The sequence below is a fragment of the Neoroseomonas terrae genome, from assembly GCF_018129025.1.
GTDB lineage: Bacteria > Pseudomonadota > Alphaproteobacteria > Acetobacterales > Acetobacteraceae > Neoroseomonas > Neoroseomonas terrae.
Map to the genome: position 1 here is coordinate 1 of NZ_JAAEDI010000015.1, position 12,313 is coordinate 12,313.

The 12,313-nt window shown below is 68.9% G+C and carries 12 protein-coding genes; 8 read left to right on the top strand and 4 right to left on the bottom strand.

The window, feature by feature from the left end:
- The 6 genes from GXW78_RS14620 to GXW78_RS14645 all read left to right on the top strand — a co-directional run.
- Positions 1–707 (top strand): acetate--CoA ligase family protein (locus GXW78_RS14620; protein WP_211869571.1); only part of this gene is annotated, 707 nt, incomplete at its 5' end.
- On the top strand, positions 704–1,666 hold the full coding sequence (locus GXW78_RS14625; RefSeq protein ID WP_211869572.1) for a Bug family tripartite tricarboxylate transporter substrate binding protein: 963 nt from the start codon (positions 704–706) through the stop codon (positions 1,664–1,666). The genes GXW78_RS14620 and GXW78_RS14625, both read left to right, overlap by 4 nt.
- Before the next feature lies 1 nt (position 1,667).
- A complete protein-coding gene (locus tag GXW78_RS14630) occupies positions 1,668–2,408 on the top strand; it encodes an enoyl-CoA hydratase/isomerase family protein (protein WP_211869573.1) in 741 nt (246 codons plus the stop codon).
- Positions 2,409–2,411: 3 nt separating this feature from the next.
- A complete protein-coding gene (locus GXW78_RS14635) occupies positions 2,412–3,533 on the top strand; it encodes a CaiB/BaiF CoA transferase family protein (RefSeq protein WP_211869574.1) in 1,122 nt (373 codons plus the stop codon).
- A gap of 51 nt (positions 3,534–3,584) precedes the next feature.
- Positions 3,585–4,745 (top strand): acyl-CoA dehydrogenase family protein, encoded by a 1,161-nt coding sequence (locus GXW78_RS14640; protein ID WP_246522225.1) that lies wholly within the window; start codon positions 3,585–3,587, stop codon positions 4,743–4,745.
- A 23-nt stretch (positions 4,746–4,768) separates the two neighbouring features.
- A complete protein-coding gene (locus GXW78_RS14645) occupies positions 4,769–5,734 on the top strand; it encodes a Bug family tripartite tricarboxylate transporter substrate binding protein (protein ID WP_211869575.1) in 966 nt (321 codons plus the stop codon).
- Here the strand turns inward: GXW78_RS14645 and GXW78_RS14650 are convergent.
- The gene (locus GXW78_RS14650) at positions 5,721–7,262 is read right to left on the bottom strand and encodes an AMP-binding protein (RefSeq protein ID WP_211869576.1); all 1,542 of its coding nucleotides are present in this window, start codon (positions 7,260–7,262) and stop codon (positions 5,721–5,723) included. The two genes, GXW78_RS14645 and GXW78_RS14650, sit on opposite strands and share 14 nt — an antisense overlap.
- Positions 7,263–7,362: 100 nt before the next feature.
- On the opposite strand from GXW78_RS14650, the gene GXW78_RS14655 reads away from it, so the two are divergent.
- Positions 7,363–8,070, top strand: coding sequence for an NUDIX hydrolase (locus tag GXW78_RS14655; RefSeq protein WP_211869577.1), 708 nt, complete (start codon positions 7,363–7,365; stop codon positions 8,068–8,070).
- A 33-nt stretch (positions 8,071–8,103) separates the two neighbouring features.
- Entirely contained in the window at positions 8,104–9,312 is a 1,209-nt protein-coding gene (locus tag GXW78_RS14660) for an LLM class flavin-dependent oxidoreductase (protein WP_211869578.1), read from the top strand.
- Positions 9,313–9,605: 293 nt separating this feature from the next.
- Here the strand turns inward: GXW78_RS14660 and GXW78_RS14665 are convergent, their stop codons facing one another.
- The 3 genes from GXW78_RS14665 to GXW78_RS14675 all read right to left on the bottom strand — a co-directional run bounded on the left by GXW78_RS14665 (position 9,606) and on the right by GXW78_RS14675 (position 12,222).
- Positions 9,606–10,577, bottom strand: a complete 972-nt coding sequence (locus tag GXW78_RS14665; RefSeq protein WP_211869579.1) for a tripartite tricarboxylate transporter substrate binding protein — start codon at positions 10,575–10,577, stop codon at positions 9,606–9,608.
- 72 nt (positions 10,578–10,649) lie between these two features.
- The gene (locus tag GXW78_RS14670; RefSeq protein ID WP_211869580.1) at positions 10,650–11,801 is read right to left on the bottom strand and encodes a thiolase C-terminal domain-containing protein; all 1,152 of its coding nucleotides are present in this window, start codon (positions 11,799–11,801) and stop codon (positions 10,650–10,652) included.
- Between the two features lie 4 nt (positions 11,802–11,805).
- Positions 11,806–12,222, bottom strand: coding sequence for a Zn-ribbon domain-containing OB-fold protein (locus GXW78_RS14675; RefSeq protein WP_211869581.1), 417 nt, complete (start codon positions 12,220–12,222; stop codon positions 11,806–11,808).
- Between the last annotated feature and the right edge of the window lie 91 nt (positions 12,223–12,313).

Here is a 12,313-nt window from a genome sequence, read left to right on the forward strand (position 1 = left end):
GGCCGGCCCGCAGCGGCCCGGCGCCCGCCCTGCCGCGCGGTGCGCTGACGGAGGGCGAGGCGAAGCGGCTGCTCGCCGCCTATGGCATCCCTGTCACGCGGGAGGAGAGTGCGGCGACGGCGGATGATGCCGTCGCCGCGGCGAAGCGCATCGGCTTTCCGGTCGTGCTGAAGGGTGTCAGCCGCGCGGTGGTGCACAAGTCGGACCTAGGCCTCGTGCGGCTGAACCTGCGCGACGAGGCGGCGGTGCGCGGCGCCTTCGCGGAGGTCGCCGCTGCGCTCGACCGCGCCGCGCCGGGCAGCGGCGAGGGCTGCGTGATCCAGGAATTGGCGCGCGGCGAGGCGGAGCTGTTCCTCGGCGCCACCCACGACCCGCAATTCGGCCCGATGGTGCTGGCGGGCGCCGGCGGTGTGCTGGTGGAGTTCCTGAAGGATGTGGCGACGGCACCCGCTCCGCTCTCGCTCGCGGATGCGCGGGCGCTGATCGCCGGGCTGCGCGTCGCGCCGCTGTTGGGTGGCCTGCGTGGGCGACCCGCCGCGGACATCGATGCCGCGGCCGATGCGCTGATGCGCCTGTCCTGGCTCGCGGCCGATCTCGGCCCGCGCCTCGCCGAGCTTGACATCAACCCCCTGATCCTGCGCGCGGCCGGGCAGGGGGCGATTGCCGTAGATGCCCGCGCCACTCTGACGGAGGAAACGACGCCATGACGGTCCGCCTGTCGCGCCGCGTACTCGGCGCAACCCTGTTGGCCCCGGCCCTGGCCCGGGCGCAGGAGGTCTGGCCCACGCGACAGGTCGTGCTGGTCGTCCCCTATCCGCCCGGCGGCAGCACGGATAACGTCGCGCGACCGCTGATGCAGGAATGGTCGAAGATCATCGGCCAGACCATCATTATCGAGAACCGGGGTGGTGCCGGCGGCACGATCGGCGCCGAATACGTCGTCCGCTCGCGGCCGGACGGCTACACGCTGCTGCTGTTCCCGACGGCGATCTTCACGATCAGCCCGACGATGATGCGGCCGCCCTACGATACCGACAAGGATCTTGTCCCGATCGCCCGCGCGGCTGCCTCGGATGCCTTCGTCGTGGTCAACCCGAACGTGCCGGTGCGCAGCATCCAGGAACTTGTCGCCTACGCGAAGGCGCATCCGGGAACGCTGCGGTTCGGCTCCGCCGGCAACGGCACCATCACCCAGCTTCAGTGCGAGATCTTCGGGGACCATGCCGGCGTGCGGCTGGAGCATGTGCCCTATCGTGGCTCGGGTCTCGCGGTGAATGATCTGGTCGCCGGCCATATCCAGATGATGTGCGACCCGGCGACCCTTCCCATGGTGCGGCAGGGCCAGTTACGGCCGCTCGCGACCTTCGGCGAGCAGCGGCATCCCGAGTTCCCGAACGTCCCGACGCTGATGGAATCCGGCCTCGCCGATCGCGGCGCGATGTCCTGGTTCGGCATCGCCGCGCCGGCCGGGACGCCGCTGCCGGTGCGCGAGCGGATTGCCGCTACGCTGGAGCAGGCGCTGAAGTCCGAGGATGTCGCGCGCGGTCTCGCACTCGGCGGGCTGCGGCCGGCCTTCGAGCAGGGCGAGGCCTTCGCCAACCGCATCACCGGCGATCGCGCCATCTTCGCCGAGATCATTCGTCGTACCGGAGCAGGAGTGAACTGACGTGGAATTGGTGAAGGTCTCGGACGAGGGTCCAATCCGCATCGTCTCGCTGAACAACCCGGCCAAGGGCAACGCCATCAGCAAGCCCATGGCCGAGCAGTTGCAGCGCGCGATGCAGGAATTCGAGCAGCGGGCCGATCTGCGCGTCGCCATCATCACCGCCGAGGGCACGCGCGCCTTCACCTTCGGGGCTGATGTCAGCGACCCGCCGGAGCTGTGGCGGGCGATCCCGACCGTCGGCTTCAAGCCGCTGAAGCCGGTGATCTGCGCGGTGGAAGGGTGGTGCGTCGGCGGCGGCATCGTGCTCGCCATGATGTGCGACCTGATGGTCTGCGGTGCGAGTGCGAAGTTCTACTACCCGGAGGCGAAACTTGGCCTGACAGGCGGCATGATCGCCGGCCTGGTCAGCCGCATTCCGCACAAGATCGCCATGGAGATCGCGCTGCTGTGCCGCACTATCGACGCGCAGCGCGCCGAGCGCGTGGGGCTGGTGAACGAGGTGGTGCCGGAGGGCGAGGCGCTGGCCAAGGCGAAGGAGTGGGCGACCGACCTGCTCGGCATGGCGCCGATGGTACTGGGCGAGATCAAGCGCATGGTGACGGAGGAGATCATCCCGCGCGGCCCCTCCGAGCAGATGGCGATCCATGGGCAGCGCATGGCCGCCATCCGCAACTCGGAGGACTTCAAGGAAGGCGTCGCGGCCTTCCGCGAGAAGCGGCCGCCGAACTTCGACGGGCGCTGAGCGGTGCCCGGACCGCTCGCCGGCCTGCGCGTGCTGGAATTGGCGGGGATCGGGCCGGGCCCGTTCTGCTGCATGATGCTGGCGGATCTGGGCGCGGAGGTGCTGCGCATCGACCGCCCGGACGGGCCGCCGGGCGGGCATCCGGCGGATGTGCTCGGGCGCGGGCGGCGCAGCGTGGCGATGAACCTGAAGTCGCCGGCCGCCATCGCCGCGGTGCTCGGGCTGGTCGGGCGCGCGGATGTGCTGGTGGAAGGCTTCCGTCCCGGCGTGATGGAGCGGCTCGGACTGGGGCCGGCGGCGTGCCACGCGCGCAATCCGCGCCTCGTCTATGGGCGCATGACCGGCTGGGGACAGGACGGCCCGCTCGCCCAGGCGGCGGGGCACGACATCACCTACATCGCGCTGACCGGCGCGCTGTGGTCGATGGGCCGCGCGGGCGAACGGCCGGTGCCGCCGCTGAACCTGGTAGGCGATTTCGGCGGCGGCGGGATGCTGCTTGCCTACGGCATCATGGCCGCGCTGTTCGAGGCCGGGCGGAGCGGGCAGGGCCAGGTGGTGGATGCGGCGATGACGGACGGGTCCGCCACGTTGATGGGCGGATTCTTCGGGCTGCTGGCCCAGGGGCGCTGGCGGAACGCGCGCGAGAGCAACATGCTCGACGGCGCCTGCCCTTACTACGACACCTATGAATGCGCTGACGGGAAGTTCGTCGCGGTCGGCGCGCTGGAGCCGCAGTTCTTCGCGCTGCTGCTGGACGGGCTTGGCCTCGATGCCGCGCGCTTCGCCGACCGTACCGATCCGGCACGCTGGCCGGCGATGCGCGACGAATTCGCCGCTATCTTCCGCACGCGGCCGCGTGACGAATGGGCGGCCGCGTTCGACGGTACGGATGCCTGCGTGGTGCCGGTCCTCGACCTCGAGGAAGCACCGCGCCACCCGCACAATGCGGCGCGCGGCACCTTCCTCGCGCGCGGCGGAGCGATGCAGCCGGCGCCGAGCCCGCGCTTCTCCCGCACGCCAGCGGCGATGCCGGCCCCGGCGCCGGCTCGCGGGAGTGGCGGCGATGCTGCGCTCGCCGACTGGGGCCTGTCCGCCGAGGTGATCGCGGCCCTTCGCGGCGGCTGACAAGCCGACCGACCGCACGGTAGGCTCGCCGGAACAGGCGAGGAAACGATCATGGACTCAGCAGCCCGGACGGGCGGGATGGCGCGTGGCGTCTTCACGGCCGACCACGAGATCTTCCGCACCCAGGTGCGCCGCTTCTTCGAACGCGAGATCGTTCCTTTCCATCGCGACTGGGAACGCGCCGGCATCGTGCCGCGCGAGGTGTGGCGCAAGGCCGGCGCCGAGGGGCTGCTCTGCCCCATGATGGCGGAGGAACACGGCGGGGCGGGAGCGGATTTCGGCTATGCCGCCGTCATCATCGAGGAGATCGCGCGCAGCAACGCCTCGGGCATCGGCTTCCCGCTGCATTCCGACATCGTCGTGCCGTATGTGGAGGAATTCGCGCTGCCGCAGAAGAAGCGCGAATGGCTGCCGCGCATGGCGAAGGGCGAGATCATCACCGCCATCGCCATGACCGAGCCCGGCATGGGTTCCGACCTGAAGGCGGTGCGCACCACCGCTCGGCGCGACGGGTCGGACTGGATCATCAACGGGTCGAAGACCTTCATCTCGAACGGGCAGAATTGCGGGCTGGTCATCGTGGTCTGCAAGACCGATCCCGGCGCGGGGCGGAACGGCATCAGCCTGATCTGCGTGGAAGAAGGGACGCCCGGCTTCACCAAGGGACGCAACCTGGAGAAGGTCGGCATGCATGCCGCGGACACCTCCGAACTGTTCTTCGACGAGGTGCGCGTGCCGGCGGAGAACCTGCTCGGGGAGGAGAATGCCGGCTTTTCCTACCTGATCAGGAACCTGCCGCAGGAACGCCTGGTCATCGCCATTCGCGCGGCGATGTCGATGGACGTGATGCTCCAGAAGACCATCGACTACGCCAAGGACCGCAAGGTCTTCGGCCAGACCGTGTTCGACTTCCAGCACAACCGCTTCAAGCTGGCGGAACTGCGCGCCAACGCCACCATGTTCCGCGTCTTCGTCGACCACTGCCTGGCGGCGCACATGAATGGCGGGCTGTCGATCGAGATGGCCGCGCAGGCCAAGCTGCTCGGCACGGAGATGCAGAACCGCCTGCTGGATGACTGCCTGCAGATGCATGGGGGCAATGGCTACATGGCCGACTATGAGATCGGCCGCGCCTGGGCCGACGCGCGGGTCGGGCGCATCTATGGCGGCAGTTCCGAGATCATGAAGGAAATCATCGCGCGCAGCCTTTGAGTCACCAGGGAGGAACAACAAGAATGACCATCACCCGACGCGGCGCCATCGGCGCCGCCCTGGCCGTGCCCTTCATCCGCGGTGCCGCGGCGCAGGAGCGTTTCCCAAACCGGCCCATCACCATCCTCGTGCCCTTCACGCCGGGCGGTGCGACCGATGTGCAGATGCGCGCCCTGGCGGAAGCCGCGACGCGGCATTTCGGTCAGACCGTGCTGGTCGAGAACCGGCCCGGCGCGGGCAGCACGCTTGGCGCCGCCGCGGTCGCGCGGGCACGGCCCGATGGCTATCTCGTCGCGCAGATCACGCTGCCGGTGCTGCGCCTGCCGCATATGCAGCGCATGCCCTACGACGCGACCAAGGACTTCACGCCGATCATCCACCTGACCGGCTACCTGTTCGGCGTGCTGGTCTCCGTCAACAGCCCCTACATGACCTGGCAGGATCTGGTCGCGGATGCGCGGCGCCGCCCGGGGCAGGTGCGCGTCGGTAATACGGGCGCGAACGGCACGCCGCATTTGACCATGGTCGACCTGGCGGCGCGCGAGAACATCGAGTTCATCCACGTCCCCTTCCGCGGTGAGTCGGAGGCCGCGCCGCAACTCATGGGTGGCCATATCGAAGCCCAGGCCGCCGGCTCCGGAATCGGCGCGCTGGTCGATGAAGGCAAGCTGCGCATGCTGAACGTCTGGGTGCGGGAACGCTCGCCGCGCTGGCCCACCGTCCCGACGCTGATCGAACTCGGCTACCGGGACATGGTGGTGACCTCGCCTTACGGGCTCGCCGCGCCGGCGGGGCTCGACCCCGCGGTGCGCGCCGCGCTGCATGATGGCTTCAAGGCGGCGCTCTACGACCCGTCGCATCTCGCCGTGCTGCGGCGGCTCGACCAGCCGGTGGAGTACCTCAACGCCGAGGATTACGGGCGCAACCTGCTCCAGGTCTATGAGGAGGAGCGGCAGCGCGTGGAGCGGCTCGGACTCAGGACGGGGTGAGGTAGCGTTCCTTGAGGATGCGGCGCAGCAGCTTGCCCGCTTCGCTGCGCGGCAGTTCCTCGGCGAATTCCCAGGAGCGCGGGCGCTTCGGCCCGGCGAGCAGGTCGCGGCACAGCGCGTCGAGTTCCGCGCGCAGTACCGCCTGGTTGGCGCGCGGGTCGCGCGGGACCACGACCGCATGCACCTGCTCGCCGAAATCGTCGTTGGGGATGCCGACCACGGCGACCTCGGCGACGGCGGGATGGCGGGTGATCGCCGCCTCGATCTCCGCCGGGTAGAGATTCACGCCGCCTGACAGGATCAGGTCGGCGCGGCGGTCGGAGAGGAATAGCCAACCTTCGTCATCCACGCGGCCGAGATCGCCGAGGCTCGCCCAACCCTGCGCGGTGTACGCGGCGGCGGTCTTCTCGGGCGCGTTGTGGTAAGCGAAGCGCGGCGCGCCTTCGAAGCAGATGCGCCCGACCTGGCCCGCTGGCAGTTCCCTGCCATCATCGTCGCAGATGTGCAGCGCGACACCGTTCACCGGCCGCCCGACGGTGCCGGGACGCGCCAGCCAGTCCTGCGGGGCGGCGACCGTCGTCCCGACGCCTTCCGACCCAGCATAGTACTCCCACAGGATCGGCCCCCACCAATCCATCATCCGCTGCTTGACTGCGACGGGGCACGGGGCCGCGGCATGGATCGCACAGCGGTGGGATGAGAGGTCGAAGCGCGCCCGCTCTTCGCCCGGCAATGCCAGCAGGCGGGCGAACATGGTGGGCACCCACTGGCTGTGGGTCACGCTGTATGAGTCGATCAGCGACAGCGCCCGCAGCGGGTCGAACTTTGCCATGATTACCGCCGTGCCGCCTTCCCCGATCGTGCGGCGGATCGCGTAGCCATGCGGCGCGGCGTGATAGAGCGGCGCCGGCGAGAGATAGACTGTGTCCTCGTCGAAGCCGTAAAGCGACTTCCACGTCATGTCCCAGTCAGGCGCGTCGCGCTTTTCCCACTCCAGCATCGGCCGCTTGATGCCCTTGGGCAGGCCGGTCGTGCCGGAGGAATAGAGGAATTCGCGCCCCACCGGCCGGGGCGGCAGGTCGGCCGGTGCGGGATAGGCGGCGAGGGCCGCTTCGAAGCCCGCATAGCCATCGAGGCCTTCGCCGACGGCGAAGCGCGGCATCGCGCCGATCGAGCCTTCGCGCAGCAGTGACGTCGCCAGTTCCGCGAGGCCGGGGGAGACGATGATCGCCTTCGCGGCCGCATCGCCGAGCATGTAGGCGACTTCGGCCGGGCGCAGATGCACCGACAGCGGCGTGTAGTAGAGGCCGGCGCGCCGGCAGGCATAGACCAGCTCGATGAATTCGGGGCGGTTGTCCATCAGCATGGCGATGCCCTCGCCGGGCCGCAGGCCCAGGCCGATCAGCCATTGCGCGATGCGGTTGGCCCGGGCGTCCAACTCGCCGAAGGTGATGGCGATGCCGCGATCGGGGAAATGCGCGGCGACCTTGTCGGGAAACTTCGCCGCCCAGCGCGCGATCTGCGCCATGCCTGTTCCTCCCTTGTTTTCTTCGGCGCAAGCCTGCTGTGCGTCCCCTGTGGCGTCAACGCGCCTTGCCGCCGGGCTGCGGTCGCGCTGCAATGGGCAGATGTCCGAACCTGTGCCTGCCCGTCCTGCCTCCACCGTCCTGCTGCTCCGCGACGGGGTGCAGGGGCTCGAAGTATTCATGGTGGTGCGCCACCACCAGATCGACTTTGCCTCGGGCGCGCTGGTGTTTCCCGGCGGCCGCGTGGAGGCGTCGGACCAAGTGCTCGCCGGCGGCGATGCCGAAGCCGCCTTCCGCGTCGCCGCCATCCGCGAGACCTGGGAAGAATGCGGTGTCCTGCTCGCGGCGCCGGGCACGGCGCCGGCCGCTGAAGGGGCCTTCGCCACGATGCTGGCCGAGCGCGGCCTGGTGCCGGACAGCGCCTGCCTGGCGCATTTCGCGCATTGGATCACGCCGGTGCGGGTGCCGAAGCGCTTCGACACGCATTTCTTCCTCGCGGCTGCGCCATCGGACCAGGATGCGCTTCATGACGGGCAGGAAGCGGTGGATAGCGTCTGGATCCGCCCCGCCGATGCGCTGGCCGAGGCCGAGGCGGGTACGAAGAAGATCGTCTTCCCGACGCGGATGAACCTGACGAAGCTCGCGCGCAGCAACAGCGTTGCGGAGGCCTTCGCCGCAGCCCGCGCGAAGCCCGTGGTGACGGTGCAGCCGATCCAGCGCGATGCGCCGGAAGGCCGCTATCTCAGGCTGCCGATCGAAGCCGATTACGGCGGCGAGGAATTCCTGGCCGGCGACCCGCCATCGATCTGACGGCGCGGCCGGCCCCAGCAGAAGGAAACGTCCATGGCTGCGCGTCGCCTCCGCTTCGGCATCTTTCTGGCCCCGTTTCATCGCGTCGGCGACAATCCGACGCTCGCCATGGATCGCGACATGGCGCTGATCCAGTGGCTGGATTCCCTCGGCTATGACGAGGCCTGGATCGGCGAGCATCATTCCGCCGGCTGGGAACTGATCGCGAGCCCCGAGATCATGATCGGCGCGCTGGCCGAGAAAACGCGGCACATCACACTGGCGACCGGCGTCACCAGCCTGCCGTACCATCACCCCTTTCTCGTGGCACAGCGCTTCGTGCAGCTCGATCACATGACGAAGGGGCGCGTCATCCTCGGCTGCGGGCCGGGCGCGCTGGTGTCGGACGCCTTCATGATGGGCATCGACCCGGCACATCAGCGGCGGCGCATGGATGAATCGCTGACCGCGATCATGAAGCTCCTGGCCTGCGAGGAGCCGGTCAGCATGGAGACGGACTGGTTCACGCTGCGCGAGGCGCGGCTGCACATGGCGCCGTATTCCGAGCCGCGCTTTCCGGTGACCGTCGCATCATCCACCACGCCGTCGGGCGCTCTCGCCGCGGGCAAGCATGGGGTGGGGCTGCTGTCGCTGGGTGCGGGGCTGCATGGTGGACCGAAGATGCTCGCCGAGCAGTGGCGCATGGCCGAAGCCGAGGCCGCGAAGAACGGCAAGACCATGGATCGCAGGAACTGGCGGCTGGTCGTGAACATGCACTGCGCCGAGGATGACGAGCGCGCGCTGCGCGAGGTGCGCCATGGCGAGGCGCTGGAGACGCTGACCTATTTCTCCGAGACGCTCGGCCGGCCGCCGATGCGGTCGGAGGACCCGCTGCGTGACGGGTTGGCGCAGGGATCGACGCTGGTGGGCTCGCCGGAGACCGTCGCCGCCGGCATTGAACGCCTGCTGTCCTACACCGATGGCGGGACGGGCGGCATCCTGTTCCGCGCGCATGAGTGGGCGGATCGCGAGGCGACCTGGCGGTCGTTCGAGTTGTTCGCGCGCTGGGTGATGCCGCGCTTCCAAGCGACGCTCGCCATGCCGCAACAGTCGCGCGACTGGGTCAGCGCGAACCGCGAGACGATCCTGGCACCCAACATCGCGGCGCTGAAGCAGGCATTCCGGGATGCCGGGCAGGACGCACCGGACTTCGTGCGGCTGCAACTGCATACGGGGAAGGTGGAGATGCCCGGGGGCGGGTGAGGGTGTCAACGGGCGGAACCGAGAGGGGCTCTGCCCCTCCCGGACCCTCCCCGCCAAAGGCCGAAGGGCCTTTGGAAACCTTGACCTGGTGTTGGGCAGAGCGCGCTGGTCGTTGACGGTTTAGGTCGCGTTGCGCCCGGCAGCGAGATTTTTCTCCGGCGGCCGGCGCAACGGTCCGTTCAAGCGATCCGAACGCTTGGCCCCAGCACCAGTTGGAGGTTTCCAAAGGCCCTTCGGCCTTTGGTGGGGAGAGGTTCGGAGAGGGGCAAAGCCCCTCTCCGATGCGCAGAGCGTCAGTTGATCCGCAGGTTCAGCCGCCGGATCATCGTCCCTTCCTCTTCCATCACCTGCCCGACATAGGCCGTGTAATCCGCACTGTTCTTGTAGATGACGGGCATGTCGTAGCGCGCCAGCACCTCCGCATGCGCAGGGTCCATCAGGGCGGCCTTGAAGGCATCGTGCAGTGCGCGCACCACGCCGGGGTCCATGCCCTTCGGGCCGGCGAGGCCGTAGGGCGAGGCTGAGACGATGTTGATCCCGACCTCGCGCAGCGTCGGCACGTCGGGGAAGCGGGCGGCGCGGTTCTCGCCCCAGGTGACGAGCAGGCGGAGCTGTCCGGCTTCGACCAGCGGCGCCCAGCCGGTGGAATCCGCATTTGCCTGGGTCTGGCCCGACAGGACGGCCTGGATGTTGTCGGCCCCGCCGCGGAAGGGCACGTGCAGCCAATCGATGCCGTTCTCGGCTGCGATGCGTTCCATGGTGATGTGCAGGGTGGAGCCGACGCCGGGCGAGCCATAGGCGACCTTGCCCGGGTTCGCCTTGGCGTACGCCATGAATTCCTGCCAGGTCCGCCACGGGCTGTCGGCCTTCACCACGACACCGAACAGGTAGCCGGTGAGGTGGATGACGTATGTGAAGTCCTTCATCGGGTCCCAGCCAGGACGCGAGGTCATCATCGGCATGCGGAAGGCGGTGATCGGCAACTGGCCGACCAGATAGCCGTCGCCGCGCTGCTCCGCCGCCATCATCTGTGCGCCGAGCGTACCAGACACGCCGCTGCGGTTCTCAATGATCACGGGTTGGCCGAGATGTCGCTGCGCGATGTCGGCGAGGGAGCGCAGTTGCCCATCGGTGGAGCCCCCGGGGGGCCAGGGTACGATCAGCCGGATGGGGCGGTTGGGAAAGCCGGCCTGCGCAACGGCGGGTGCTGCGAGCAACGCGCCGCCGGCCGCCAGTAGCGCACGGCGGGATGCCGTGATGATCATCTTGTTGTTCCTCCCTGCATTGTATCGGTCTTGCGGCCCCGCGGTCGTTGCCGCGGGGCCGGTCGCGCGACGTTACGGCCGCTGGTTCGAGAAGACGACGGTGCCGGAGGCGGAGAACATGCCGCCCACGCCATGCGCCACGCTGATGGTCACATCCGGCACCTGGGCGGGGGCGATGCCGCGCACCTGGCGGACGCTCTCCTGCAGGGCGAACATGCCGTACATGCCGGTGTGGGTGTAGGACAGGCCGCCGCCATTGGTGTTCAGCGGCAGCTTGCCGCCGGGGCGGGTATTGCCTTCCCAGATGAAGTCCTTCGCCTCGCCACGCTGAACGAAGCCGAGGTCTTCAAGCCCGTACATCGGCAGATGCGCGAAGGCGTCGTAGATCATCAGGTGATCGACATCGCCATGCTTGATGCCCGCCATGCGGAAGGCTTCCGGCCCGGCCACGCGGAAGGCGCGGGAGGAGGTGAAATCCTCCATCTGGCTGACCATCGTCGTCTCGACGGATTCACCGCTGCCGAGGATGTAGACCGGCTTCTGCGGGAAATCCTTGGCACGATCGGCCGAGGTCAGGATCAGCGCGCCGCCGCCATCCGTCACCAGGCAGCATTGCAGCAGGCGGAACGGATAGGCGATCATGCGGGAGTTCAGCACGTCCGCGACGGTGATCGGGTCGCGGAACGCCGCGCGCGGGTTCTTCGCCGCCCATTCCCGCTGCACGACGGCGACCTGCGCCATCTGCTCATGCGACACGCCGTACTTCTTCATGTAGCGCAGCACGGGGATCGGGAAGAGCGTCGGCGGGCCCATCGGGCCGAACGGTGCCTCGAACTGGCCGTTCAGCGATTGCGGCTCGGGCGGGCGCGGGGTCGCGTTGATGCGCGACTTGCCGCTCTCGCCATGGGTGATGAGGATGGTCTTGGCATAGCCCGCATGGATGGCCGCCGCGGCGTGGCGGACATGCAGCATGAAGGAACAGCCGCCGACACCGGTGCCGTCCACCCATTTCGGCGTGATGCCGAGGTAATGCGCGATCTGCTGCGGCATCATCGGGCCGACGCAGGCCACGCCGTCGATGTCGGCGGGCTTCAGCCCCGCGTCTTTCATCGCGTTCAGCGCCGCATCCGCATGCAGCATGATCTGCGCCATCTCCGGCACGGTGCCGATGCGCGTGGATTCCGCGGCACCGACGATGGCGATCTCGCCCGGCTTGATCGTCATGGCGTCAGGCTCCCTTCGCGGGGCGGAACAGCGGCAGGGTGATGTCGTCGTCCATCTTGGTGAAGGCGACTTCCACCGGCATGTCGAGCACCAGCGCCTCGGGCGTTTGCGGGCAATCGACGATGTTCGTCATCATGCGCGGGCCTTCCTCCAGCTCGACCACGGCGATCGCATAGGGCGGCTTGAAGCCCGGCACGGGGCGATGGTGGATGACGTAGGAATGCAGCGTCGCCTTGCCCGAGGCCTCGAACACCTCGACATTGCGCGTGCCGGTGTAGGGGCTGAAGGGGCGGGGCGGGAAATACGCCTTGCCGGTGTCGGTGCAGCGCTGCAGCAGCAGCTTGCCGTTGCGGGTGCCGTCCCAGAAATGCTTGGTCTCGGGCGTCGGTTCGGGCCGCGGGCGGCCTGGTTCGAGCGTCATGCTATCGCATCCTCCTGCATGGATTGGCGGCATGTTCGCCCGCCTCGCGGCGGCTGGAAAGGGGGCCCGACCGCCCGGTCGGCCGGGATGG

Coding starts and splice junctions, on each gene's coding strand:
- GXW78_RS14625 (WP_211869572.1), top strand. CDS start 704: ATGACGGTCCGCCTGTCGCGCCGCGTACTCGGCGCAACCCTGTTGGCC.
- GXW78_RS14640 (WP_246522225.1), top strand. CDS start 3,585: ATGGACTCAGCAGCCCGGACGGGCGGGATGGCGCGTGGCGTCTTCACG.
- GXW78_RS14645 (WP_211869575.1), top strand. CDS start 4,769: ATGACCATCACCCGACGCGGCGCCATCGGCGCCGCCCTGGCCGTGCCC.
- GXW78_RS14650 (WP_211869576.1), bottom strand. CDS start 7,262: ATGGCGCAGATCGCGCGCTGGGCGGCGAAGTTTCCCGACAAGGTCGCC.
- GXW78_RS14655 (WP_211869577.1), top strand. CDS start 7,363: ATGTCCGAACCTGTGCCTGCCCGTCCTGCCTCCACCGTCCTGCTGCTC.
- GXW78_RS14660 (WP_211869578.1), top strand. CDS start 8,104: ATGGCTGCGCGTCGCCTCCGCTTCGGCATCTTTCTGGCCCCGTTTCAT.
- GXW78_RS14665 (WP_211869579.1), bottom strand. CDS start 10,577: ATGATCATCACGGCATCCCGCCGTGCGCTACTGGCGGCCGGCGGCGCG.
- GXW78_RS14670 (WP_211869580.1), bottom strand. CDS start 11,801: ATGACGATCAAGCCGGGCGAGATCGCCATCGTCGGTGCCGCGGAATCC.
- GXW78_RS14675 (WP_211869581.1), bottom strand. CDS start 12,222: ATGACGCTCGAACCAGGCCGCCCGCGGCCCGAACCGACGCCCGAGACC.